The 24,152-nt window shown below is 66.7% G+C and carries 23 protein-coding genes and 1 tRNA gene; 11 read left to right on the top strand and 13 right to left on the bottom strand.

Annotated elements, in window-relative coordinates; genetic code table 11:
- Positions 1 to 2: 2 nt before the first annotated feature.
- The 5 genes from ftsZ to ESB00_RS13415 all read left to right on the top strand — a co-directional run bounded on the left by ftsZ (position 3) and on the right by ESB00_RS13415 (position 5,620).
- A complete protein-coding gene (ftsZ, locus tag ESB00_RS13435) occupies positions 3 to 1,292 on the top strand; it encodes a cell division protein FtsZ (RefSeq protein WP_129048191.1) in 1,290 nt (429 codons plus the stop codon).
- A gap of 41 nt (positions 1,293 to 1,333) precedes the next feature.
- On the top strand, positions 1,334 to 2,365 hold the full coding sequence (obgE, locus tag ESB00_RS13430; RefSeq protein ID WP_129048190.1) for a GTPase ObgE: 1,032 nt from the start codon (positions 1,334 to 1,336) through the stop codon (positions 2,363 to 2,365).
- Positions 2,366 to 2,390: 25 nt separating this feature from the next.
- Positions 2,391 to 3,050: a hypothetical protein gene (locus ESB00_RS13425; RefSeq protein ID WP_129048189.1), complete on the top strand. Its 660-nt coding sequence runs from the start codon at positions 2,391 to 2,393 to the stop codon at positions 3,048 to 3,050.
- A gap of 3 nt (positions 3,051 to 3,053) precedes the next feature.
- Positions 3,054 to 4,778 (top strand): GspE/PulE family protein, encoded by a 1,725-nt coding sequence (locus tag ESB00_RS13420; protein ID WP_129048188.1) that lies wholly within the window; start codon positions 3,054 to 3,056, stop codon positions 4,776 to 4,778.
- 218 nt (positions 4,779 to 4,996) lie between these two features.
- The gene (locus ESB00_RS13415) at positions 4,997 to 5,620 is read left to right on the top strand and encodes a LysE family transporter (protein ID WP_129048187.1); all 624 of its coding nucleotides are present in this window, start codon (positions 4,997 to 4,999) and stop codon (positions 5,618 to 5,620) included.
- A 51-nt stretch (positions 5,621 to 5,671) separates the two neighbouring features.
- Here ESB00_RS13415 and ESB00_RS13410 read toward each other — a convergent pair whose 3' ends face one another.
- The 5 genes from ESB00_RS13410 to ESB00_RS13390 all read right to left on the bottom strand — a co-directional run bounded on the left by ESB00_RS13410 (position 5,672) and on the right by ESB00_RS13390 (position 9,665).
- The gene (locus ESB00_RS13410) at positions 5,672 to 6,100 is read right to left on the bottom strand and encodes a VOC family protein (protein WP_129048186.1); all 429 of its coding nucleotides are present in this window, start codon (positions 6,098 to 6,100) and stop codon (positions 5,672 to 5,674) included.
- Between the two features lie 33 nt (positions 6,101 to 6,133).
- A complete protein-coding gene (locus ESB00_RS13405) occupies positions 6,134 to 7,183 on the bottom strand; it encodes an ROK family protein (RefSeq protein ID WP_129048185.1) in 1,050 nt (349 codons plus the stop codon).
- A 217-nt stretch (positions 7,184 to 7,400) separates the two neighbouring features.
- Complete coding sequence (locus ESB00_RS13400; protein ID WP_129048184.1) at positions 7,401 to 8,468, bottom strand: inorganic phosphate transporter; 1,068 nt, start codon at positions 8,466 to 8,468, stop codon at positions 7,401 to 7,403.
- 80 nt (positions 8,469 to 8,548) lie between these two features.
- Positions 8,549 to 9,184: a DUF47 domain-containing protein gene (locus ESB00_RS13395; protein ID WP_129048183.1), complete on the bottom strand. Its 636-nt coding sequence runs from the start codon at positions 9,182 to 9,184 to the stop codon at positions 8,549 to 8,551.
- Positions 9,185 to 9,588: 404 nt separating this feature from the next.
- Positions 9,589 to 9,665: transfer RNA gene (locus tag ESB00_RS13390), tRNA-His, on the bottom strand.
- A 107-nt stretch (positions 9,666 to 9,772) separates the two neighbouring features.
- Between ESB00_RS13390 and ESB00_RS13385 the strand changes: the two genes are divergently transcribed.
- The 3 genes from ESB00_RS13385 to ESB00_RS13375 all read left to right on the top strand — a co-directional run bounded on the left by ESB00_RS13385 (position 9,773) and on the right by ESB00_RS13375 (position 12,351).
- Positions 9,773 to 10,549 (top strand): endonuclease/exonuclease/phosphatase family protein, encoded by a 777-nt coding sequence (locus ESB00_RS13385; protein WP_129048182.1) that lies wholly within the window; start codon positions 9,773 to 9,775, stop codon positions 10,547 to 10,549.
- Positions 10,550 to 10,611: 62 nt separating this feature from the next.
- Positions 10,612 to 11,409: a tryptophan synthase subunit alpha gene (trpA, locus tag ESB00_RS13380; RefSeq protein ID WP_129048181.1), complete on the top strand. Its 798-nt coding sequence runs from the start codon at positions 10,612 to 10,614 to the stop codon at positions 11,407 to 11,409.
- Between the two features lie 21 nt (positions 11,410 to 11,430).
- Positions 11,431 to 12,351 carry a GGDEF domain-containing response regulator gene (locus tag ESB00_RS13375; protein ID WP_129048180.1) on the top strand — a complete coding sequence of 307 codons (921 nt, stop codon included), beginning with the start codon at positions 11,431 to 11,433 and terminating at the stop codon, positions 12,349 to 12,351.
- 36 nt (positions 12,352 to 12,387) lie between these two features.
- Here the strand turns inward: ESB00_RS13375 and ESB00_RS13370 are convergent, their stop codons facing one another.
- On the bottom strand, positions 12,388 to 13,284 hold the full coding sequence (locus tag ESB00_RS13370) for a diacylglycerol/lipid kinase family protein (RefSeq protein ID WP_246026482.1): 897 nt from the start codon (positions 13,282 to 13,284) through the stop codon (positions 12,388 to 12,390).
- Between the two features lie 194 nt (positions 13,285 to 13,478).
- Here ESB00_RS13370 and miaA point away from each other — a divergent pair, with 194 nt between their 5' ends.
- Positions 13,479 to 14,420 (top strand): tRNA (adenosine(37)-N6)-dimethylallyltransferase MiaA, encoded by a 942-nt coding sequence (miaA, locus tag ESB00_RS13365; RefSeq protein WP_129048179.1) that lies wholly within the window; start codon positions 13,479 to 13,481, stop codon positions 14,418 to 14,420.
- Here miaA and ESB00_RS13360 read toward each other — a convergent pair.
- The 4 genes from ESB00_RS13360 to ESB00_RS13345 all read right to left on the bottom strand — a co-directional run bounded on the left by ESB00_RS13360 (position 14,361) and on the right by ESB00_RS13345 (position 19,017).
- Positions 14,361 to 14,882, bottom strand: coding sequence for a DUF4199 domain-containing protein (locus ESB00_RS13360; protein ID WP_129048178.1), 522 nt, complete (start codon positions 14,880 to 14,882; stop codon positions 14,361 to 14,363). The genes miaA and ESB00_RS13360 overlap by 60 nt on opposite strands.
- A gap of 1 nt (position 14,883) precedes the next feature.
- Positions 14,884 to 15,579: a tetratricopeptide repeat protein gene (locus tag ESB00_RS13355; protein WP_129048177.1), complete on the bottom strand. Its 696-nt coding sequence runs from the start codon at positions 15,577 to 15,579 to the stop codon at positions 14,884 to 14,886.
- 159 nt (positions 15,580 to 15,738) lie between these two features.
- The gene (locus tag ESB00_RS13350) at positions 15,739 to 17,193 is read right to left on the bottom strand and encodes a TolC family protein (RefSeq protein WP_129048176.1); all 1,455 of its coding nucleotides are present in this window, start codon (positions 17,191 to 17,193) and stop codon (positions 15,739 to 15,741) included.
- Between the two features lie 165 nt (positions 17,194 to 17,358).
- Positions 17,359 to 19,017: a peptidylprolyl isomerase gene (locus ESB00_RS13345; protein ID WP_129048175.1), complete on the bottom strand. Its 1,659-nt coding sequence runs from the start codon at positions 19,015 to 19,017 to the stop codon at positions 17,359 to 17,361.
- 146 nt (positions 19,018 to 19,163) lie between these two features.
- On the opposite strand from ESB00_RS13345, the gene ESB00_RS13340 reads away from it, so the two are divergent.
- Positions 19,164 to 20,555 (top strand): glutamate--tRNA ligase, encoded by a 1,392-nt coding sequence (locus ESB00_RS13340; protein ID WP_129048174.1) that lies wholly within the window; start codon positions 19,164 to 19,166, stop codon positions 20,553 to 20,555.
- Between the two features lie 36 nt (positions 20,556 to 20,591).
- Here ESB00_RS13340 and ESB00_RS13335 read toward each other — a convergent pair whose 3' ends face one another.
- Positions 20,592 to 22,247 (bottom strand): peptide chain release factor 3, encoded by a 1,656-nt coding sequence (locus tag ESB00_RS13335; RefSeq protein WP_129048173.1) that lies wholly within the window; start codon positions 22,245 to 22,247, stop codon positions 20,592 to 20,594.
- A 227-nt stretch (positions 22,248 to 22,474) separates the two neighbouring features.
- On the opposite strand from ESB00_RS13335, the gene ESB00_RS20120 reads away from it, so the two are divergent.
- A complete protein-coding gene (locus ESB00_RS20120; protein WP_281278165.1) occupies positions 22,475 to 22,600 on the top strand; it encodes a hypothetical protein in 126 nt (41 codons plus the stop codon).
- A gap of 63 nt (positions 22,601 to 22,663) precedes the next feature.
- Here the strand turns inward: ESB00_RS20120 and ESB00_RS20115 are convergent, their stop codons facing one another.
- Together ESB00_RS20115 and ESB00_RS13325 are read right to left on the bottom strand one after the other, a co-directional pair.
- The gene (locus ESB00_RS20115) at positions 22,664 to 23,617 is read right to left on the bottom strand and encodes a hypothetical protein (RefSeq protein ID WP_164976201.1); all 954 of its coding nucleotides are present in this window, start codon (positions 23,615 to 23,617) and stop codon (positions 22,664 to 22,666) included.
- Between the two features lie 88 nt (positions 23,618 to 23,705).
- Entirely contained in the window at positions 23,706 to 24,140 is a 435-nt protein-coding gene (locus ESB00_RS13325; RefSeq protein WP_129048172.1) for a hypothetical protein, read from the bottom strand.
- Positions 24,141 to 24,152 lie beyond the last annotated feature (12 nt).

Raw genomic sequence — 24,152 nt, 5'->3', positions numbered from 1 at the left:
CCATGGAAAACTCCTCCAACGAACTTCCCCTCGAGGCGCTCGCCGACCGCGACGTCGGCATCAAGCTCATCGGCGTGGGCGGCGGCGGCTCCAACGCCGTGGACCGGCTCAAGATGGAGAACCTCGACCGGCTCCAGCTGGCCGTCATCAACACCGACCTCAAGGCCCTCGGCACCTCGCCCGTGCAGGACAAGATCCTCATCGGCGCCACCCAGACCCGCGGCCTGAGCGCCGGCGGCGATCCCGAGCTCGGACGCAAGGCCGCCGAGGCCGATGCTGACAAGATCGCCGAGATCGTGAAGGACACGGACCTCGTGTTCCTCGTGGCCGGCCTGGGTGGTGGCACCGGTTCCGGCGCCGCGCCCGTGGTGGCGCAGATTGCTGGCGAAGCCGGCGCGCTGGTCATCGCGTTTGTCACCCTGCCGTTCAGCTTTGAGGGCGGACGCCGCGCCCGGCAGGCCGAGGAGGCGCTCGCCGAGTTGCGCCGCACCTGCGACGCGGTCATTCCGCTCGCCAACGACATGCTGCTCCAGGAAGGCACCGACCAGACTAGCGTGCTCGACTCCTTTGCCCGCGCCGACGAATGGATCGGACGCGGCGTGAAGTCCATCTGGGCGATGCTCTCGCGCACCGGGCTGATCAACGTCGATTTCACCGCCATCCGGCAGGTCTTTCACCACCGGGGCGGCAAAACCCTTTTCGGCCTTGGCACCGGTGCGGGGGAGAACCCCGCGTTGACCGCCCTCGAGGACCTCAAGCACTGCCCGTTGCTCCACACGCCCGAGCACGCCCGCAAGGCCGACCGCCTGCTCGTCAACATCACGGGCGGCGCCGACCTCACCCTCACGAAGGTCAACGAGATCATGTCCGCCGTCACCGAGCAGTTCGGCCCCGAGGCGCACGTCGTCATGGGTGCCGCGATCGACGAGGCCCTGCAGGGCCGCGTCGAACTGTGCGTGCTCGGCACGACCGATGTCGGCAGCCGCAATTTCGTTCGCCGGCCGGCCCCGCCGTCGCCGGTGCGGAAGGCCGACAGGCCCGCCGCCACCGCCACGACGGCCGTCGCCACGACTGCCAACGTCAAGACCACCGTCACGACCGACGCGCACGTCACGCGCACCAGCGCCCCGCCGGTCCATCCCAACAAGCCCAAGCAGGAGGAGTTCGGCTTCCAGGGCGCCGAGCCCGTGGAGAACCGCGGCGCCTTCGACAAATCCGACCGCAACCTCTTCGAGGGGCAGGACCTCGACGTGCCGACCTACCTGCGCAAGGGCATCAAGGTCGCGCTCTGAGGAAGCTTTGACATACGCCCCGGTTCAGGCGTGTTAGCCCCATGTTCATCGACGAAACCACCATCAAGGCCCGCGCCGGCGACGGCGGCAAAGGCTGCCGCAGCTTCCGCCGCGAGAAATACGAACCGTGGGGCGGCCCCAACGGCGGCGACGGCGGCAAGGGCGGCGACGTGATCCTCCGGGGCGACGACGACCAGAACAACCTGATCGACTTCAAATACAAACCGCACTGGAACGGCGAGCGCGGTGAACATGGCCAGGGCGGCGATTGCACCGGCCGGGAAGGCCGGCCCGCCGTCCTGCGCGTGCCCCTGGGCACCATCGCCTACAAGCTGCCGGACGGGGAGTTCGTCGGCGAGGTGCTGGAGGACGGCCAGGAAATCGTGCTGCTCAAGGGTGGCAAGGGCGGCGCGGGCAACACCAAGTTCAAGTCCTCCACCAACCGCGCCCCGACCAAGACGGGACCGGGCCTGCCCGGCGAGGTCGGCGACTTCCGGCTGGAGCTGAAGAGCATCGCTGACATCGGTCTCGTGGGCTTCCCGAATGCCGGCAAATCCTCGCTCACGAATCTCATCACCAAGGCCCGCCCGAAGACGGCGCCGTATCCCTTCACGACCCTGCATCCGCAGATCGGCGTGATCGAGTATGCCGCCGAATACGAGCGCCTCGTGCTCGCCGACATTCCCGGCCTCATCGCCGGCGCCAGCGACGGCAAGGGTCTCGGTCACCGTTTCCTGCGCCACATCGAACGCTGCAAGCTGCTCCTCATCATTGTGGACATGGCGGGCACCGACACCCGCGACCCGCGTGACGACTACAAGCAGCTGCTCAAGGAACTGGAACTCTACGATCCCGCGCTGCTCGACAAGCCCCGCCTCGTCGCCGCCAACAAGATGGATGAGCCGGCCGCCGTCGCGAACCTCAAGAAGTTCAAGAAGCGCTACAGCAAGGTCGAGCTGGTGCCGATATCGTGCCTTTCCGAGGAAGGCATCCCCAAGCTGCTCAAGGAACTCCTGAAGCGCGTGAAGAAGATGCGCGCCAAAGAAAAGAAATCGCCAAGCCGGACCGCCTGAGTCAGTTTCCCGTCGTCACCCCGCCATGTCCTCGGTCGAATACCGCCCCCTGCTGATGCGCGCCAACCGCCTGCTTGGCTCGGCGCTCATCGAGCACAACCTGGTGAAGTTCGAGGACCTCGAGGCGGCCAACGAGCGGCTGCTCGAAATCGCGGCCAGCGGCCAGGTCCGGCAGAGTTCCGTGCTCAACATCCTCGTCTATGAGAAAAAGGTCCTGCGCGAGGAGGATGTGCTGCACCATGTCGTGGACGACCACGGGGTGGGGGTGGTGGACCTCCGCGGCTACGACGTGCCGGACGATGTGCGCAAGGAGATGGACCTCGACGCCTGTTGGGCGACCTGGAGCGTGCCCTTCGACCGCGAGGAGGACTTTCACTTTGTGGCCACGGCCTATTACCTGAGCCCGGCCGTGCGCAGCCATTGGGAGAAAAAGCTCGGCGGCCAGATCATCTGGCAGGCGACGACGATGGACATCATCGCGGATTTCCTCGACCGCATGCAGGCCGAGCGCGCCGAGTCGGCCAAGCGCGGATCGCGCCCCCCCTTTGCCGTCGGCGGGAGCAACCCGCCGGTGCCGGCGCGTCCCGCCAGCAACCCGCCGATGCCCGCGCCGCCCACCGGTTCCGGGCACACCCCGCTGCCTTTCCCCGGGTCGAGTTCCGGCAAACCCGCGTCCACCCTCTAAGCCATGCCTCTCGGACGCACCCAGACGCAGATCATCGACAAGCTGGAGGAGATGGGGAAGCTCACCGCCGACCAGAAGGCCGTGCTGCTGGCCCGCCCCGACGAGCCCACCGGTGACCAGCTCGACGCGATCCTGCAGACGGATCACCACATCACCATTTTCCAGCTGCTGCTGGCCAAATGTCGCGCCCTCGGCCTCGCGCCCTACAACGTCGCGCGCTACCGCGTCCAGCCCTCCACCTTCGAGAAGATCGACCTCGAGTTCTGCCAGAAGAACATGATCCTGCCGGTCGGGCAGGTGGGCGACTTCCTGCTGGTGGCCTTCGCCAATCCCTTCGACACGACCGTCGCGGCCAAGATCCAGGACAAGACCGGCCAGCGCGTCGTGCGGCTCCTCGGCCGTGAGGCCGACATCCGCGAGAAGCTCAAGAAGGACCATGTCCACGACGAGGTGCAGTTCTCCGACGTGGTGGACCAGCTCGGCGCCCAGTTCGACGAGGACGAGACCGAGATCAAGGACGAGGATCTCGAGAACGAGGATTCCGCCCCCATTATCCAGCTGGCCAACCGCATCATCGAGGATGCCTATTTCGCCGGCACGTCGGACATTCACATCGAGCCCTGGGAAAAGGAGATTGTCGTCCGTTACCGCATCGACGGCCTCACGCAGGAGAAGCTCCGCCTGCCCGGCAAGGTCGCCGGCGCCCTCGTGGCGCGCTTCAAGATCATGTGCAACCTGGACATTGCGGAGCGCCGCCTGCCCCAGGACGGCCGCATCGTCTTCAAGCAGTATAACAAGAAGAACATCGACATCGACCTCCGCGTCTCGACCGCGCCGCTCAACCACGGCGAGGGCGTGGTCATGCGTATTCTCGACAAACAGAAGTCCACGCTGCCGCTGCCGGCGCTGGGTTTCACCGAGGAGAATCTCAAGAAATACCGCGACTGCATCCGCCAGCCCTACGGCATGATCCTGCACTGCGGTCCCACCGGCTCGGGCAAGTCCATGACCCTCTACTCGGCGCTCAACGAGGTGAACACGTCCGACGTCGTCATCCGCACCGCCGAGGACCCGATCGAATACACGCTGCCCGGCATCAACCAGATGCAGATGCACCGGCAGATCGGCCTGACCTTCGCCGCCGCCCTCCGCGCCTTCCTGCGCCAGGACCCCGACATCATCCTCGTGGGTGAAATTCGCGACAAGGAGACGGCCAACATCGCCGTCGAGGCCGCGCTCACCGGCCACCTGCTCATTTCCACGCTCCATACCAACGACGCCCCCAGTACGGTCGCCCGTCTCACCGACATGGGCATCGAGCCGTTCATGATCTCGTCGTCGCTCGTGTGCGTGTGCGCCCAGCGCCTCATGCGCCGCGTGTGCAAGGTCTGCCGCGTCGCCTATGAGCCCGAGGGCCGGGAGAAGGATGTGCTCCAGCGCGCGCTCGGCTGGACCGGCCCCATCTACAAGGCCAACGCCAAGGGCTGCGCCAAGTGCAACGGCACCGGCTACAAGGGCCGCGTGGGCATCCACGAGCTCATGGTCACCAACGAGGAGCTGATCGAGGCCATCAACAAGGAGAAGGAAACGGCCGAGCTGAAGCGCATCGCGATGAAGGGCGGCATGAAGACGCTCCACCAGGACAGCATGTTCAAGGTCAAGGAAGGTCTCAGCACCATGGCCGAGGCCCTCAGCACCGTCCCGCAGGACATGGAACTGCGGGGCTAGGGTTGACCCTGCGGTGGCCGCGCCCGGAAGCTGCACCCTGATTGGAGGGCCGGTCTCCGCCCCGGCCGCAGTTGCCCATGGCACAATCATCAGAGATGTAGCCGTGCTTAAGCCGCAGGCGAAAGCGTGGGCCGGGGGCGACCACTTTGTCGCTGCGCTCCAAAGCGGCTCCACTTCAATCTAACGGCCCTTGGCCGACCGACCCTCCGCCTCATCCCATGAATTTTCTCCCCGAGTTTCTCACCATCGCCGTGGCCCATGCGCTGGCCGTGGCGAGCCCCGGGCCGGATTTCGCCATCGTGCTGCGGCAGAGCCTCCGCCATGGCCGGGCCACTGCGATCTGGACCAGCCTGGGCATCGGCTGCGGGCTATCGATCCACATCGCCTACAGCCTGCTTGGCCTCGGCCTGGTGCTGACCCGGTCGGCCACGGTGCTGACGGCCGTGAAATGGCTCGGTGCCGCCTACCTGGTGTGGATTGGCGTGCAGGCCCTGCGGACCAAGCCGCGCGAAGGCGATGTTGATCTGGCGTCCGCCGAAGGCGCCCCGACGGCGCGGGCGGCCTGGATGACGGGTTTTCTGGTCAACCTGCTCAACCCCAAGGCCGCGCTGTTCTTCATCTCGCTGTTTCCGCTTGCGGTGAGTCCGGCCACCCCGCGGCTCGTGCAGGCCGGCTACGGGGTGTGGATGACGCTCACCACCGTGGCGTGGTTCAGCTTCGTGGCCGTGGTCTTCACCCGCACCGAAGTGCGCCGGGCCTTCCTGCGTCACGGCCATTGGATCGACCGGGCGCTGGGGGCGGTTTTCCTCGGCTTCGCCGCGAGCCTGCTGTGGATTTCGTGAGGAGGTCCGCTCGGGGCAAGCCGCTCCACCATCAAACCGCATGGGGCCGTCTCAGGTCGCCGACCGGGCCTTCTCGGTCATGATTTTCCAAGAGACGCCGAAGCGGTCGGTCACCAGGCCGTAGCGGGTGGCGAAGAAAGTTTCCTGCAGGGGAAGCTCCACGTGACCGCCGGTGCTGAGGGCGGCGAAGCAACGCTCGGCTTGTTCCGTGGTGTCGGTGCGCAGGGCGAGGGCGAAGCCGTCGAAGCGGGCGGGGGCAGACGGATCTTCGCAACCGCAGTCGGAGGCCATGAGCTCCGTTCCGCCCACGCGGAAGGTGGCGTGGAAAATCTTGTCCTCGAAACCCGGGCGTCGTTGTGCCGGATCGGGGCAGTCGCGAAAGCGCAGGAGGAAGGTGGTCTCAGCACCGATCGCCCGGGTGTAGCAGGCGAGGGCTTCCTCGGTGCGGCCAAGGAAGTTCAGCGTGACTTGGACGTCCATGACCGGCGTGGATCGTTTCCTCCCTGCGCTCGCTCAGGCCTTCGCCTTGGCGGTGTAGAGGGCGACGAGGGCGGCGCCGATGGCTTGGGAGAGTTCGCCGAGGGTGGCGGGAACAACCTTCAGCTTCTCGGCCTGCTTGGGCCAGAGGTAGGGCTGGGCGCTCTCACGGATGATGCGCAGGTAGCGCTCGCGGAACTCGGGCGTCGTGGCCTCGGGGTCGATCAGGCCGCCGCCGATGACGACGTATTCGGCATCCACTGCGGTAAGCAGCGAGGCCATGTGGATGCCGAGGGCCTTGGCCTGGAAGTTGAAGATGTCCACGGCGAGCGCGTCGCCCTTCTGCGCGAGCGTGCGGAGCGAGAAGGCCTTCTCCTTGATGGGGGCGGTGGAGGTGTGGAAGGGGTGCGTCGGGTGCTTGGGCAGGAACTCCTCGAGCAGCTGGGGCAGGCCGGAGATGGTGGTGTAGGGCTCGATGCAGCCCCAGTCGCGGCCGCAGCCGCACTTGAGGACCTTGATGCCGCCGAGGAGCTGGAGCACGGCGGGCATGTGGCCGCCTTCCATGCCGTTGAGGGTGTCGCCCTCGAGGGGCAGGCCGTTGGCGTCCACGTAGGCCACGCCGAGGCCGGAGCCGGGGGCGAGCATGAGCACGGTGGCCTTCGAATCACCGCGCACGCGCTGGGCCTCGCCCACGCCGCCATAGTTGCCGTCGTTGCCGACGACGAGCGGGAGGGGGCGGCCGGCCGCGGCGGCGAGGGCGGCGGCGTAGTCGGCGTGGAAATTCCAGCCTTCAAAACTCTTCGGCAGGTTGGAGGCGCGGCCCATGATGCCGTAACCGTTGTAGGGACCGGGGATGGCGAGACCAACGCCGCGCACCTGGTCCCACGTGAGCTGGTTGTCGGCGAGGAAGCCCTTCACGCCCTCGACCCAGCCGCTGACGACGGCGGCGGTGCCGGCCTGGGAATTGGTGGAGCTCTGCCGGAGCTTGGTGGAGATGATGGAGCCGTCGGCCCACACGCCGCCGGTCTTGGAAGTGGTGGCGCCGCTGTCGGTGCCGAGGAAGATGCCTTGCTTGGAGTCGCTCATGGGGAGAGAGGCGCGAAGATTCGCTGGCGGCGAATCTTCGCGCAAGTAACAAGTATCAGGTTACAAGTAACAAGAAAGCAGCGGGACGGAGGAAAGTAACAAGTGTCGGCATCAAGTAACAGGAGCCCGAACCGAAGCCTGGCTGCGGGACTGATGGTCCCGGCTCCGGGTCCTGATACTTGTTACTTGATCCTTCCCGCTTGGCGCCGTCCGGTGCCTATTTCATTCCAAAGTGCCGGCAGACCATTTCGGTCAGGAAGCCGATGAGGCCGCAGACGGGGAGGGTGAGGACCCAGGCCCAGATGATGCGCTCGACGATGCCCCACTTGACGGCGCCGAAGCGTTTCATGGCACCGACGCCCATGATGGAGGTGGAGATGGCGTGGGTGGTGGAGAGCGGGATGCCCCAGTGTGAGGCGGTCTGGATCACGACGGCGGCGGTGGTTTCGGCGGCGAAGCCGTGGACCGGCTGCAGCTTCACCATCTTGTGGCCCATGGTGCGAATGATGCGCCAGCCGCCCGCGGCCGTACCGGCGGCCATCACGAGGGCGCAGGTGATCATGACCCAGCGATCCACCGTGAATTCCGGCGTGTTGAGGAAATGCGCCCAGGCGGGCAGGTCGTTGAAGGCGCCGCTGCTCGTGCCGGTGAACAGGGCGAGCGCGATGATGCCCATCGTCTTTTGCGCGTCGTTGGTGCCGTGGCTGAAGCCCATCCACGCGGCGCTCACGAGCTGGAGCTTGCCGAACACGCCGTTCACGACGCGCGGGGTGAGTTTTTTGATGAAGATCAGCAGGATGAACATCAGCAGCGCGCCGCCGAAGAAGCCGATGACGGGGGAGGTGAACATCGGGCCCACGACCTTGGGCCAGAGGCCGATCGCCTTGCCCTTGGCGTCCACGGCGTCCCAGGTGAGCACGCTCCAGTCGCCGTCGGCGGAGGCGAGGGCCGCGCCGCAGAGGCCGCCGATGAGGGCGTGGCTGGAGCTGGACGGCAGGCCGAGCCACCAGGTGATGAGGTTCCAGATGATGGCGCCGACCAGGGCCGAGAAGATCGTGGCCATCGTGATGACGTTGGTGTCCACGAGCCCCTTGCCGATGGTGGTGGCGACGGCGGTGCCGGCGAGCGCGCCGATGAGGTTGAAGAAGGCCGCGAGCCAGATGGCCTGGCGCGGGGTCAGGACCTTGGTCGAGACGACGGTGGCGATGGCGTTGGCCGCGTCGTGAAAGCCGTTGATATACTCGAAGACCAGCGCGGCAGTGAGGACGATCAGGAAAATGGTCATGGGGCTCGGAGAGGTCCGCTTGCACCGTTCCGGTCTGCTGACCGGCCGGGGTTTGTCCGGGCCAGGCGCCCGGCCAGGGCTCAGGAATATTTCAGCATGATCATGAAGACCACTTGGCCGGCGTCGCGGGCGCGGTCGATGGCGGCTTCGACGAGATCGTAGAGTTCCATGAGGATGACGACGTCCTTGGCGTCGTGCGGCCCGTTGTAGAGGTCCTTGACGAGCGCGAGCATCACCTTGTCGGCCTCGCCCTCGGCGAACTGGAGCTTGGACTGGTGGTCCTGGATGCGCTCGATCTGCGTGCCCTTGCGAAGCTGGCGCACCATGGCGACCACGCAGTCGATGGCCTGTTCGAGGAGGACGACCTGCTTCTGCAGGCTCTCGCGCGGGACGCGAGCGGGGCAGATGGTCAGGCGCTCGACGATCTTCTCGACCGTCTTGGGAATCTTGTAGAGGGCGAGGGAAAGCGCCTCGATGTCCTCGCGCTCCAGCGGCGTGACGAAGGTCTTGCAGAGCTCCTCGGTGATCTGCTGGGTGATGCGCTTGTCCTTGCGGCGCGACTGGATGATATCGTGGATGCTGGTGGCGGTGACCTGGCTGTCCTGACCCAGAATCCGGGCGAGGAGGGCGGTGCTGGCCTTGGCCTCGTCGGCGCTGGCCTCCAGCAGATCGTAGAACTTCTCTTCTTTGCCCAGGAGCTTCTTGAACGAAATCATGGTTCCGAACCGAAACGCCTGCGCCGGAAGGTGGCGAGGCGAATTTTGACAAATGTTACGGCGCCATGTTTGTAAAATCAGCGGCGTGCCTTCGAAGCGCGCCCGCGAGCGGGCTGTGCCCCCCATCCTGCGGATGGGTCGTTCCGCTGCGCTCCACGAACCCGGCGGGTTCTTGTCCCGTTACTTCCTGTGCGGTGCGGTCACGGGGTGAACGTCCGCAAAGGTCAACCGGGCTAAAAATGGGGCGGCCAACGGGATTGACTCGCTACGCTCGGGGCTGCGCCCCCCATCCTGCGGATGGGTCGTTCCGCTGCGCTCCACGAACCCGGCGGGTTCTCGTCCCGTTACTTCCTGTGCGGTGCGGTCACGGAGTGAACGTCCGCAAAGGTCAACCGGGCTAAAAATGGGGCGGCCAACGGGACTCGAACCCGCGACCCCAAGATTCACAATCTTGTGCTCTAACCAACTGAGCTATGACCGCCGTGAAATTGAGAACGGCGAACATCCATACCGGCCCGTCGGCTGTCAACCCTTCTCCCAGAGATTTCCCGTTGCCGGCGGGACGGGGTGCGGATTGCATCCATACTCATGGCCCGCTTGCGTTTGCTGACTTTCAACATCGCCCATGCGCGCGGGCCGACGCCGATCCATCAGAGCCTGCGCAGGATCTCGGCCCTGCAAAACAACCTCCGCAAGATCGCCCGGCTCATCGAGCGGCTGAAGGTGGATATCGTGGCTTTGCAGGAGGTGGACGAGAACTCGCGTTGGGCCGGAAGTTTTGACCATCTGGCCTACCTGCAGCGGCACACGGGGCTGGCCTATGCCGTGCATGGTGTGACCAACCGCCGCGGCGGGCGCTACCATCTGAACTACGGCAACGCCCTGCTCACCCGCTTTCCCATCCATCATCACGAGACCGTGCCCTTCGGCCGGGGCACGCTGGGGGAAAAAGGTTTCCTCTTCGCCGAGATCGACAGCCCGCACGGGCGGCTGCCGCTGGTGAACATCCACCTCAACCACAACTCCCGCCCCAAGCGCCTGCAGCAGATCGCGCACCTCATCCGCCATGTCGGGGAGTTGCGGCAGCAGCGCGCTCCGCAGTGGGGCCTCCCGCCGCTCTTTTGCGGCGACTTCAACACGCCCTCGCACCTGCCCGATGCCACCGCGACGCTGCTCGGCTGGCTGGAGCAGTCCAACAACTACACACTGCTGCCGAAGACGGGGAAGACGTTTCCATCGGCGTGGCCGGCGCGGGCCCTGGACTACATCTTCCTGCCGCAGGAGTGCCGGGAGCCACGCGCCAAGATCGTGCGCAGCCTGCTCTCCGACCACCAGCCCGTGCTGGTGGAGTTTGGCACCGGGTGAGCCGAGGTGCGCAGCAATTTGCGCTCGACCCCTGCCGGGCGCCTGCCGACGCTCGCCCTTTCATGGACCGCATCGCCGCCAGCTTCGCCCGTGCCCGCCAGGAAAAACGCGCCGCCTTCGTCGCCTACCTGTGCGCCGGCGACCCTGATTTCGAGACCTCGCTCGCGGCCTGCCGCGCCGTGATTGCGGCCGGGACCGACGTGCTGGAAATCGGCGTGCCGTTCTCCGATCCGCTGGCCGACGGCCTCACCAACCAGCTGGCCGCCCAGCGGGCCCTCGATGGCGGCATGACCGCCGCCCGGGTCTTCGACCTGGTGCGCAAGATTCGCGAGACCAGCCAGGTGCCGATCGTTTTCTACACCTACTACAACCTCGTGTTCTCCAATGGCGTCGAAGCCTATGTGCGGGCGGCCAAGGAGGCCGGCGTGGACGGTATGCTCACGCTCGACCTGCCACCCGAGGAGGCGGCCGACGTGCAGGCCGCCTGCCGGAAACACGACCTCAAGACCGTGTTCATCGTGGCGCCCACCACGCCCGCTTCGCGCCTGCCCGTGATCGGGGCCGCGGCCACGGGTTTCATCTACTACGTCTCTCGCGAAGGCGTGACCGGCGTGCGCGACCAGATCGCCACCAACATCCCCGAGGCGGTCGCGGCCATCAAGAAGCACACCGCGCTGCCCGTCGTCGTCGGTTTCGGCATCTCCACCCGCGAACAGGTGCGGCAGGTCGCGCAGAGCGCCGACGGCGTCGTCGTCGGCAGCGCGCTGGTCAACGTCATCAAGGCCGGCCTCGCCGACCGCGCCGCCATCGCGCCGAAACTTCAGGCCGTCGCCACGGACCTGGTTGCGGGCACGCGTTGATTCTGATTCAAGATTCCCGCCGTGAAGCGAATTCTCCTCATCGACGACAACCCCACCGCCCAGGAGATGCTGTCACGCATGGTGCCCCGCTTCGGCGACGGCCCGTGGGAGCTGGACTGGGCCGACACCTACGACAAGGGACTCAAAAAGCTCACGGAAGGCGGTTACGCGGTGTGTCTCCTCGATTACCGCCTCGATGAGGGCAAGGACGGGCTGGCCCTGCTGAAGGCGGCCCGCGCCGCGGGCAACACGACGCCGACGATCTTCCTCACGGCCGAGACCGACCCCGCGCTCGACGAGCAGGCGCTGCAGGCCGGGGCGATGGACTTTCTGGTCAAGGCCGAGTTCACCCCGCGCATGCTCGCGCGGTCGGTGCGTTACGCCCGCAAGATGGGCGACACCCTGGAGCAGCTGCGCCTGCTGTCCATCCACGACGGGCTGACCGGGCTGAAGAACCGCCGCGAGTTCGAGCGGCTGCTCACCGAGGAGTGGCAGCGCTGCGCGCGGTTTGAGCGCCCCTTCGCCCTCGTCGTGTCCGACATCGATTTCTTCAAGCGCATCAACGACACCTACGGCCACCCGGCGGGCGACGCCGTGCTGAAACACGTGGCCAACCTGCTCAGCGGCCAGTTGCGCACGGTGGACCATCTCGCGCGGGTCGGCGGCGAGGAGTTCGCGATTATCATGGTCGAGACCAACCTCGAGGACGCGCGCCTGATCATGGAGCGCCTGCTGGTCCTGCTCGCGGCCTCGCCCTGCACCCTGCCGGACAACGGCGGCACGGTGAATGTCACGCTCTCCGCCGGCATCGCGCTGATGCCCGACGATGCCGACACCACGCAGGCGCTGTTCGATGCCGCCGACAAGGCGCTCTACACCGCGAAGCGCACGGGCCGCAACCGGGTCGTGACGACCACGGACATGGCGGCGCTCAAGGCGTAGTGAGCGGGCGTGGGGTCTGGAAAGTCGGGGCGGGCGCTACCTCGGCGCACCGGCCTCGCCGGACGGCACCATGATGCGCAGGCTGCGCGGGCGGACGGTGATCTCCAGCCGCGAAACTTCCGCACGCGGTTCGCCGTCGGTGTGGATCCAACCCGGGCGCGCCCGCTCGATGACGAATTTCTCGCCCTGCCAGCGTTGCACCGACGCCGTGCGGTAGAGCGAGCCGCTGAAGAGCCGGTAGAGCAGGGGCACGGCGTTGTGCAGGCCGACGCGCGGCACGGCCGTGAGGTCGAGCAGGCCGTCATGCACCGAAGCGCCGGGCGCGATGTAGGCGTTGTTGCCGTATTGGGAGGAGTTGGAGATCGCCAGGGTAAAGGCCTCAACGGTGTCGCGACCTCCGGCATGGTGGATCACGTAGGTGTCGGGCTGATAGGCGCGCCAGGCCGACGCGCTGGTGCGCAGGTAACCCGCGAATCCGCGCGAGGTGAGCGTGGCGAAGCGGCTGGCGATGAGCGCCTCGAAGCCGGTGCCGGCCACGCAGAAAAACGGGTCGCGGTTGACCATGCCGGTGTCGATGGCGAGCGGCCGGCCCGCCAGCAGCGTGCGAAAGGCGCCCCGGCCCGGCCGGCGGATGCCGAGGTGGCGGCCGAGACCGTTGCCGGAACCGCAGGGCACAAGCCCGAAACAGGCGGGCGTATCCACGAGCGCGCTGGCCACTTCGTTCATGGTGCCGTCACCGCCGATGGCCACCACCAGGGTGCAGCCCTCGTCCACGGCCCGGCGCGCCAGCTCGGTGGCGTGGCGCGGGCGCTCGGTGGCGACCACCGAGGCGTCCCAGTTATGCTCGGCGATGAACTCCCGGGCCCGGTCGCGCAGGTGGGGATTGCGGCGGTTGCTGCCGGAGTGGGGGTTGAAGATGAACCGGGCTTTCAAGCGTGAGACCGGCCCAGCAAAGCGGCAGACGGCCCGGAAGGCACGGATTTTGTTGTGACGATTCCGAGACGGGGAGGGCCCACGGAACACACGGAATACACGGAAGATCTCCCGGTCATGCTTCGGTGTATTCCGTGTGTTCCGTGGGTAACAAAACGCTTTGCGGTGCCGGGGGTGGATGTTTGCATCGGGTCATGCCCCGCACGATCCATGTCCTCACCGGCTGCACCGCCGTCGGCAAGACCGAGCTGGCGCTGCGCTGGGCGGAGGCGCACGGGGCGGAGATCGTGTCCTGCGATTCGCTGCTGTTCTACCGCGGCGCCGACATCGGCACCGCCAAGCCGACCAGGGCGGAACTGGCCCGCGTGCCGCATCACCTCATCGACCTCTGCGAAATCACCCAGCGGATGGATGTAACGGAGTATATTGCCAGGGCCCGGGCGGCGGTGGAGGACATCCTCGGACGCGGGCAGGCGGTGCTCGTGACGGGAGGCAGCGGATTTTACCTCAAGGCATACTTTGCTCCGGTGGCGGACGAGGTGGCCGTCCCGGCCGAGGTTCGGGCCGGGGTGCAGTCCCGGTTGGAGCGCGACGGGCTTGCGCCCTTGGTCGCGGAGCTGCGGAAACTCAACCCGGCCGGGCTGGGCGCGCTGGACGTCAGCAATCCGCGGCGGGTCACGCGGGCCTTGGAGCGGTGTCTGGCTTCGGGGCGCACGCTGGCTGACCTGTTGGCGGACTTTGCGGCGCAACCGTCGCCGTTTGCGGCGTTTGAGGTCCGGTTGTGCGAACTGGTGCGCGAGCCGGCCGAACTCGACGCGCGGATCGGGGCGCGCGTGGCGGCGATGTTGCAGGCCGGGCTGGTGGACGAGGTGCGCGGCCTGCTGGCCCGCGGGCTGAAGGAAAACCCCAGCGTGGCCGGAGCAATCGGCTACCGTGAAACGGTTGGGCTCATCGAGGGCCGGTTGCCCGAAGCGGAACTGGCGCCATTGATCGTGAAGCACACCCGCGCGCTGGTGAGGAAGCAGCGCACATGGTTCAAGACCCAGCTGCCCGCGCACGCGCTGGTGCCGGCGGCTTCAGCCGATGTGGCCGGGCTCTTTGCGGCGCCAGTTCAGCCAGAGCGTGAGCAGCGGTGAGGCGATGAAGGCGAAAAGCAGGTAAAGGCCGGCCAGGGTGATGGGCAGGCCGACCGGCCCGGTGCTCCAGCGGTAGGCCCGGGCCATGGCGCGGACTTCCTCCTCGGCGGCGCCGCTGGCGCGCAAGGTGGCGACGCGCCATTCCAGATGCAGATCCGGGTAGTCCGGGTTGATGAAGTTCAGGTAGAGCGCAAGAAACACGTAAACGCCCATGGCCGCCACGAGCGCGGTCAGCAGGCCATGGAGGAGACCGAGCCAGATCGGAAGCCAGTAGCGATTCTGCGCGTGCAACTCCCGGTGCAGGCTTCGCCAGAGAGCGATGATCAGGATGATCTCCGCACCGTAGTTCACATAGTGGCCGATGGTGATGTGCTGGGTGTGCAGGCCCAGGGCATAGGCGAGCAGCAGCCACAGGCTGGTGGCCCCGGCGGCAAACAGGCCATGGGTGAAGCTCGGGGCCATGTCAGGGTTTGGCGTCCTTGGTGCGGGCGGCCTCGATCTGGCGCAGGATAAGGTTTTCCGCCGCGGAGGCCGCGGGAGTCGGGGCGGGTGAAGGCCCGGCGGCCGGCAGGCTGGGGACGACCGGCAGGCCGCCTTGGACCTGAGCGATCAGCTGGCGCGCGGCGGAGGCGCTGCGGCCGTTGGGGAAACGCTGCAAGTAGGTCTGCCAGATTTCCACGGCCTGGGCGGGCTGCTGATAGGCTTCGCTGTAGAGGCCGCCTTGGTTGAAAAGGCTGAACTCGTGCGCCGGGTTCAGCTTCTGCGCGAGCTGATATTGGAGGAGGGCGTCGTCGGGCCGGTTCGAAAACCGGTAGGCGTTGCCCAGGTCGGTGCGGATGTCGGCGTCGTCGCTGCCCTGGCGGATGGCGGACTGGTAGTGCTCGATCGCCTGCGCCCAATTCTGGTGGTCGTAGTAGAAATTGCCGAGCGTGCGGGCGGCCTCGGCGGGTGCCTTGCCGGCGGTGAGCGCGGGATCGGGCCGGTGCACGGTCGGGTCGGCGGGCAGGTTGACGGTGATGGTTTCAGGCGCGGGCTGGCGCGGACGCAGCGCGAAATACATGAGCCCGGCGCCGAAGAGCGCGCCGAAGCAGGCGATCAGTCCCACGGTGAGCCACGAGGATGTGGCGGGCGGCTGGGCGGCGGCGGTCTTTTTGCTCATGCGACCCCGGAGCAGAGCGATCCGCGCGGGGGATGGCAATGGGAGTTTGGCGGAGGCGGGCGGCGCGACCGCCGGCGGGAAGGGCCCGCGTCTCTGCGGACCGGCATCCGTGATCGCGGCGCGCAGGGAAGCGCGCCCTCCCTGGAAGATGGAAGAGCCTTACGGCAATTCCACCGCGTAGCGCTGGAGCGAGCTGCCTTCGAGGCGGTGGAGGGCGGAGATGGCGTTGGCGAGGCTGACGCGCGCCTGCAGTTCGCTCACGCGGGCCGTTTCCAGGTCATCCTGGGCTTCGAGCACCCGGCGGCTGGTGGAAAGGCCGGCATCGAACTTGGCCTTCTCCAGCTCGTATTGCTTCTGGCTGAGGGCGGACGCGAGGGCCGCGATGCGGACGCTCTCGGTGTTGGCCTCGACCGAGCGCACTGCGCTGCGGACCGACACCTCGATGGACTGCTCCAGCTGACGCAGGCGGGTCTGCTCGCGGCTGAGGGCGGCGAGGCTCTGGCGCTCGCGGGCCTTGTCGGATTTGCGGCCGAGCGGGTAGTTGAAGGAAAAATCCACCTGCCAGTTGTGGCTCTGCGGGTCGAGGGCATCGCTGAAGGCGTCGCCGCTGCTGCCGTTGGTGCCGTTGAGGCCGAGCGCGGCGCCGACGGTGAGGTCGGGCTTGGCGGCGTCCTTGACGAGACGCAGGTCGATTTTCACCTGCTCGATGGCGGCCTGGGAGGAGAGGTAGTCGGGCTGGTTCTGCTTCGCCATCTGGAAGGAGGAGGCGAACACGGGGAGCTGGCCGGAGGCATCCTTGAAGCGCACGGTGCCGAGGGGGGCATCGAGCTCGAACTGGCCGATCAGGGCGAGGAGCGCATCCTGCCGGTCCTTCACGGCCTGCTCCGCGAGGATGACCGCGCGGCGGGCGTTCGCGACGCCGACCTCCGCCTGGAGCACGTCGAGGTCGGTGGCGACGCCGGTGTCGCGACGGGTCTTGGCCTCGTCAAAGAGCTTCTGGGCGAGGGCGAGGGAGAAGTTGCGCACGCCGAACTGTTCGCGCGCGTAGGCGAGGTTGTAGTAGGCGTTTTCGGTGTCCTGGATGACGTCAAGCACCTGGGCCTTGTAGTCGAGGTTGGCGCGCTGGAGCCCGATCTCGGCGCGTTCGATGCCGCCGCGGTTGACCGCGGGGTCGAGGCCCTGGAGGAGGGACTGGCGGACGGAGAGGGTGAGGTCGGCGTCGTAGGCCGGGTTGGTGGCGAGGGCGGGATTGGAGGAACTGCGGGCGATCGAGCTGCTGGCACTGACGGTGGTGCCGGTATAGAGGCGCTGGGTCACGCCGACGCGGAGGTCGGTGCCGTTGCTGGAGGTGCCCGAGAGGTCAGATTCGCGTCCGCTGCGGCTGCCGGTCACGGAGAGCTGGGTTTCGTATGTGCCCTTGGCCACGAGGATGCCGTCCTTGGCGATCTCCGGGGCGTAGCGGCCGATCTCGAGGGCGAAGTTGCGCTGGAGGGCGCGGGTCACGCATTGCTCAAGGGAGAGTTCGGGCGCGGCGTTATCCTGGGCCGCGAGGCTGGACGCGGCGAGGAGGGCGGCGGACAGCAGGGCGGCGAGACGGCGGGACGAAGGGATCATGGGAGTTTGGAACTGGGAACAGGACACGCGAGTTTGGCGAAAAGTTTAAGCCTTTTGTGACGCCGGGAAAGGAAGGAGGTTTCGGACAGAAAAAAGCCACCGCGGAGGGCGGTGGCAGTTACCGGATGGCCGGGCGGTGTTATGACGGGATGAGCGGAGACTGGCTCAGCGCACGGCCTGGGGGTTGGATTTCTCGAGCTCGGCCTCGACCAGCTGGCCGAGGTGCGAGTTTTCGTTGGTGCTGGCGGCAAAGGCCATCAGCTGCTTCTGGACCTCGGCATAGCGCGGGTTGGCGGCGCTGAGGTCGGGCAGCTTCTTTTCCTGGGCAAAGACGAAGATGCCCTTGTCGTTGGACGGGAGCAGATCCGAGACCTGGCCGGCCTCGAGCGAGCCGAAGGCCGAATAGGCGGCCGGGGGCAGATCCTGGGGCGGCTGGCGGAGAGAGAAATTGGCGTAGGACTTGACCGCGAGTTTCTCGGCGGCGGCGGTGGTGGCGAAGCCCGCACCGGCGGCCTGCAGCTTGGCTTTGAGCTCGGCGCCGCGGGCGATGAACAGGCGGCGCTTCTCGTTTTCGCGGTAATCGGCCAGCACGCGGTCCTTCACGTCGCTGAAGAGGGGCTTGTAGGAGGGCAGGCTCTCGTTCCACAGCATCACCACAAAGCCGTCGGGCGTGGGCAGGGCGTCCGAAACCGGGCGGTCGGCACCCAGCTTGGAGATGGCCTCGGCGTAGCTGGCGAGCCAGGGGCGGTCGGCCGGCGGGGCGTCGGGGGCAAAGGGTGCGATCGCGACGGCGGGGTGGTTGATGCCGGCGAGGAAGGAGGACAGCTCGGCGGAGTTGGGCTTGAGGGTGGCGCGGCGCTCGTAAAGGGCGACGGTCAGCTCATTGGCGGCCTGGGAGGCGAGGCGGCGGGCGGCGAGGTCGCGAATGGCAACCTCGACCTGGGCGCGGACCTTCGGGAAGTCATCGGCGGCGGCATCGGGTGTGGCCAGCGCGGTCGCGTCCTTCTTGGTGTCATCGGCCGGGGTGGGGAAGCTGGCCCGGTTGTTATTATAGAAAGCGCGGAGCTCCTCCTCGGTGGGCGCGGTCGGGGGGGCAAACCGGGCGGCCTTGAACTCCACGAGGCTCAGGCGCGGACGGGCGGGCACCTCGTAGCGGAAGGCGTTTTCGTCATGGAATTTTTGCAGCTCGGCGTCGCTCGGGTTGATGGCGGGGCTGAAGCCGGCGTAGTCGAGCTCCGCGACCTGGATGGTCCAGGTGGAGTCAATGCGGGCCAGCTGCTGCTTGATGTCGGAAGGAAGGACGTAGCCGGGGCCCCCGAGAACCTTGCCGAGTTCGGAGAGCCGGGTGTCGTCGCTCAGCACGCGATTGACATCGGAGACCTTGATCGGGCTGGTGGCGGACTTGATGGAGTCGCCGAAACGGGCGTAGGCGGAGTTGTCGAACTGGCCCTGCTGGTTGAGGAAAGCGGGCACGCGGCCGGTGTAGGCGGAAACCTGTTCGGGGGTGGGGACGGGGAGCTTGAGCTCGTCGGCCAGGGCCAGGCCGGCGACGCGCTGCAGCGAGTAGGCCTGCAGGTTCTGCATGGCCTGATAGTCGAACCGGAGCTGGGCGCTCAGCTGACCGTCGGTGAACACGCGCTGGGCCTGCTCGGGGTTGGCGAGGTTGACGTTGAAGAACTTCTGCTCTCGCACCTTGACGTCGCCGGCGCCGAGGCCGGACGACTGCGAATAGATGAACACCATCGGCAGGCCGATAATGAAGAGCATCACGAGCATCACCAACTTGATGTGCTTCTGAAAGTATTTTTGGATCCAGGAAATCATGGGGGAAAGGGTCACGAATACGGCCGCCCCTCCCTCTGTCAACAGGCGAACAGGAGGGGTGGTGTCCGGAATTGCGGGGATGAACCGGGCCGGCCGGGACAGGCTTTGACAGGGCGGGGGGCATCCGCCTCACTGACCCTTCTCCCATGTCCAACGTTCGCGTCCGCTTCGCTCCCAGTCCCACCGGCTTCTTCCACATCGGCAGCGCCCGCACGGCCCTGTTCAACTGGCTCTACGCCCGGCACACCGGCGGCACGTTCATCCTGCGCATCGAGGACACCGACCAAGCGCGCAACAGCGAGGCGTTCCTCAAGCTGATTTACGACAGCCTGACCTGGCTGGGCATGGACTGGGACGAGGGTCCGAATCCCAACGGTGTGGGCGAGCGGGGCAGCTACGGCCCTTATCGGCAAAGCCAGCGCAACGACATCTATCACCGCTACAAGCAGCAGTTGCTCGCCAGCGGCCGCGCCTACGAAAAGGACGGCGCCGTGTGGTTCAAGCTGCTGGGCGAGCGCTACAAGGTGTTCGACGACCACCGCAAGAAGGAGGTCGAGAAGGTGAAGTCCGCCCCGGTCGTGATCGACGACCAGATCCGCGGCCGGGTCGAGCGGCAGGAGGATGAGGACTTCGTGATCTTCCGCTCCGACGGCAACCCGGTGTTCCATTTTGTGAACGTCGTGGACGACATCGAGATGAAGATTTCTCATGTCATTCGCGGCGAGGACCACCTGTCCAACACCAGCAAGCACGTGCGCCTCTACGAGGGCTTTGGCGTCGCCGCGCCGGTGTTCGCACACATTCCGCTGATTTTGAAGTCGCCCGAGATGGGGCAGGGCAAGATGTCGAAGCGCGACAAGGGCGCCCTCATCGAGGAATACCAGCAGCGGCACTTCCTGCCCGAGGCGCTCATAAACTACCTGTCGCTGCTCGGCTGGAATCCCGGCGACGACCGCGAGAAGATGCCGATCGCCGACATCATCAAGCTCTTCGACCTGCCCGGCGTGAACCAGAGCAACGCGAAGTTCGACGGGAAGAAACTCGCGAACATGAACATGGTTTACCTGCTGGAGCAGCCGGCGGAGAAGTTCCTCGCGCTCGCGAAGGACTTCTTCGCCAATCAGCCGAACGGCGCGGCGGTCATGGCCAACGAGGCCTACTTCCGCGAGATCATGCTGCTGGCCCAGCCGAAGATCAAATCGGTGGACGAACTCGCCGCCTACACGGTCTATTTCTTCGGCGATGATTTCCCGGTGGACGACAAGGTGAAGGCCAAGGTCATGGCCAAGGGCGACCCGAAGTCCCGTCTCGCCGAGTTGATCGCCGCGGTGCCCGCGATGGATTTTTCGACCGACGCCACGATCGAAGCCGGCCTCAAGGCGCTGGCCGAGAGCAAGGGCCTCGGTTTCGGCGATTATCAGGCCGTGGCGCGCCTCGCCGTCACGGGCACCAACGCCGGCCCGAGCATCACCGCGATCTTCCGCGTGCTGGGGAAGGAGCGCGTCGGGGCGCGGTTGCAACGGCTGGCGGCCGGCTGATCGCCGCGATCTCCGGCGTGGAGCCGCCGCGCGGGATCAGGTCTTCGTTTGCTCCAGCGGCAGTTCGTGCAGCTTCAACTCGGGGTTCTTCTCGGTGAAGTAGCGGATCGACCACTCGTTGGGGAAGAGCACGACGGGGTGATCGAATTTGTCGGCACCAAAACTGACGCCGGTGGCAACGATGAGGCGGGTGAAATCGAAATTGCCCTTCGCATCCTTCAGGCGGTCGGGAATCTCCAGCCAGCGGAGGACGGTCCAAGGTGTGGGCGTGAGGCGCGACTCGGCGTTGTATTCGCTCTGGAGGCGCCACTGCACGACTTCGAACTGCAGCGGACCGACGGCGGCGAGGAGCGTCGCGCCGGGCGGGGCGTTCTTGGCGGAGAAGGACTGGACCACGCCCTCCTGCAGCAACTGCTCGAGACCGGCGCGGTATTTCTTCGCGTCGCCGGAGTTCGGATTGGTGATGTAGGTGAAGACTTCCGACGGGAAGCGCGGGATCTCGTCGTAAACGATGGCGCGGTCGGTGGTGAGCGTGTCGCCGATGCCGAAGCTGTCGTGGCCGACGAGGCCGATGACGTCGCCCGGCCAGGCCTCGTCCACGGTCTCGCGTTCCTGACCGAAGAGCTTGTGCGAAGAAGAGAGGCGAACCTGCCGGCCGGTGCGCTGGTGGGTGACGACCATGTCGCGCTCAAACTTGCCCGAGCAGACGCGGCAGAACGCGATGCGGTCGCGATGCTTCGGGTCCATGTTGGCCTGGATCTTGAAGATGAAGCCGGAGAACTTCGGGTCGTCCACCGGCACGACGCGCTCGGTCGTCGGGGCGGGGGCGCCCGGCACGGTGATGCTGACCGACTTGCGCGGGGCGGGGGGCACGGAGTCCTGCAAGAATCCGTTCAGGAGAAGCTCGATGCCGAAATTGTTCACCGCCGAACCGAAATACACGGGCGTCTGTTTGCCGTGCTGGACGGCGTGCAGGTCGAAGGGATGGCCGGCGCCGTCGAGCATCTCGAGCTGTTCCTTGACGTCGCGATAGGTGTCGTCGTCGAGCTTGTCCCGCACGGCCGGATCGTCGAGGGAGGTGACGTTGACCGGGGCCTGAAACTTGCCGCCAGGCACGCGCTCGAAGAGATGCACCTGCCGGGTGCGGCGGTCGAAGACGCCCTTGAACGACGGCCCGTTGCCGAGCGGCCAGATGACCGGCGACGATTGCAGGCCGAGCACGCTCTCCAACTCGTCGAGGAGGTCGAGCGGGTTGCGCGTCGGCCGGTCGCACTTGTTCATGAACGTGAAGATCGGCACGCCGCGGCGGCGGCAGACCTCGAAGAGCTTGCGGGTCTGGGTCTCCACGCCCTTGGCGGCGTCGATCACCATCAGCGCGGCGTCCACGGCGGTGAGCACGCGGTAGGTGTCCTCGGAGAAGTCCTTGTGGCCGGGGGTGTCGAGCAGGTTGACCGCGCAGCCGGCGAAATCGAACTGGAGAACGGTGGACGAGATCGAGATGCCGCGCTGCTTCTCGAGTTCCATCCAGTCCGAGGCGGTGGCGCGCTGGTTCTTGCGGTCCTTGACGGCGCCGGCGAGATGGATGGCGTTGCCGTAGAGCAGGAACTTCTCGGTCAGCGTCGTCTTGCCCGCGTCAGGGTGCGAGATGATCGCGAAGGTGCGACGGCGGGCGATTTCCTGGGCGGGAGTCATGGACGGAAGGCGGAGGACAGAGGACGGAGGACGGATGTAAAAGGTGAGTCGGGCAGGAAACGAGGCGCGAAGGGTGAGGGGAAGCCTTTTTTGGTAAACCCGCCACCCGGCTGCGCCGATACTAGGGCATGACCATCGCCATTTCCCTCTTCATGCTGGTTGCTCTCGGTGGAGCGATCTTTGCAGCGGCGAGTCACGCCCGGATGTTCCGGTAACCCCGGTTTCCCATGAGCGACCCCGTCTATCGCAGGCTGAGGGAGGATCTCGGGGAGTTGCTGACGGATCTCTGGCACCTGTTTTTCCCGGTCAACAAACCCGCGCGCGTGGTTCCTTCGTCGCGTCGTCGGCTGTGACCGGATGCGTTACCGCAACCACCGGACACCGGGCGTATGCGCCCCGGAGTGTCGGTTAAGCGCTCAACCCGGCTGGTAATGCCACCGCTGCTGTTGCTTGAGGAAATTCAGGGTCGCGCTTTCGGTGAACTGAAAGGAGGGCGCTTTCGGGCGGGCCGGCGCCTCGGTGACAGGTGCCTCGGCCGGTGCGGTGATCACCAGGGGCTCGGGCACCATCGCGATGGTCAGAAATCCATCCCCGCGTTGAAACCCGGCCACGTTGAACTGTTCCCGGCCGGCGTTGTAGGAACCGCCTCCGCCGCTGGCCACGCCTTTGCGACCGCCCCCGCCGGCCCCGCCGCTGTAGCCGCCGCCACCACCGGAACCGGCCCCAAAGAAAGAACCGCCGCCGCCGCCGCCGTAGCCGCCGTGGCCGCCGATGTAGCCACCGAACCGCGCGCCCTCGCCCCCCTCCCAGAGTGAACCGCCCTGGCAATAGGTGGGGCCGGCTCCGCTAGCCCCAGCACCGAGCCAGCCGGCGCCGCCTCCGCCGGTGTAGTAAAAGCTTTCGCTTTCGCTGGAGCCACCCTGGCCGTTGCGTCCCCCGGCACCATCGGCGCGCACGGCGTCGTTGGTCACCACGCCTTCGCCGCCGGCAAAACTCCCGCCGCCACCACCCCCGCCCGCGGCCAGCAGGGGCCAGGTGGGGCGTGCGCCCTGGGGATTGCCTTTCCAGACAAAAGTGCCGCCGCCACCTCCGCCGCCCCGCAGACAGGCGGGAGAGCAGGATACGCCGTTGGCCAGCGGCGGCACGCTCATGCCCGGCTGCCCTTGCCGCCCGACCACCAGATGCAACACCTCGCCGACCCGCAGGTGAAACAGCCCGCGCACCATGGCGCCCCGGCCGCCCACCGCCACACCGTGTCCCCCGCCTTCAGCCCCTGCGGCTGTCAAAAGGTAGGTGGCGGTCTCGGGCACGAGGTAGATCTGCAGATGGCCGGTGGCCTCAAAACGAACGGGAGGGATTACCTTGGGCATGGTGGGAATCCGGCATTCCACCGGATACCCACAATGCGCAATTTGCCGGCTGATCGGGCCAGCCGAGCCCCGTCCGCCCCGGGCCCGTTCAGGGACCGGTGTCGTTGATGATGTTCGGATCGATCAGCCCGATCTCGGCGGTGAGCGTGTTCTGGACCAGCAGCACGTAGCCGTAAACTTTGCCGAGATTGCGCGGATCGTTGGCGTCGGTGATGGTCAGCGTGTTGCCGGCCGGGGTGCGGTCGATGCTGACGGAGGGAAACTCCGTGGTGCCGACGTCGGGGGTGGGGCCGTTGGCGTCGAAGGTTGCGCCGACGAAGACATAATTCTTGTCCGTGAGCTGGAACACGAGCTTGGCGGGTTGGGTGCCTTTGACGACGATGGTGGCGCCGAAGACGCTGACGCCGGGCGAGGCCGAGACGACCTTGTAGGTGGCGCTGATGGGGAAAATTCCGCCGAAGGGTCGGAATTGCGTCACGGTGACCGCGAGGATGAGGCTGAGCGGACTGGGTTGGGTTTCCATGGGTGCGATGAG

This window comes from Oleiharenicola lentus, from assembly GCF_004118375.1.
Taxonomy (GTDB): Bacteria; Verrucomicrobiota; Verrucomicrobiia; order Opitutales; family Opitutaceae; genus Lacunisphaera; species Lacunisphaera lenta.
The sequence above is the reverse complement of the archived record's forward strand: the minus strand, read 5'-3'. Positions and strand labels throughout refer to the sequence as shown.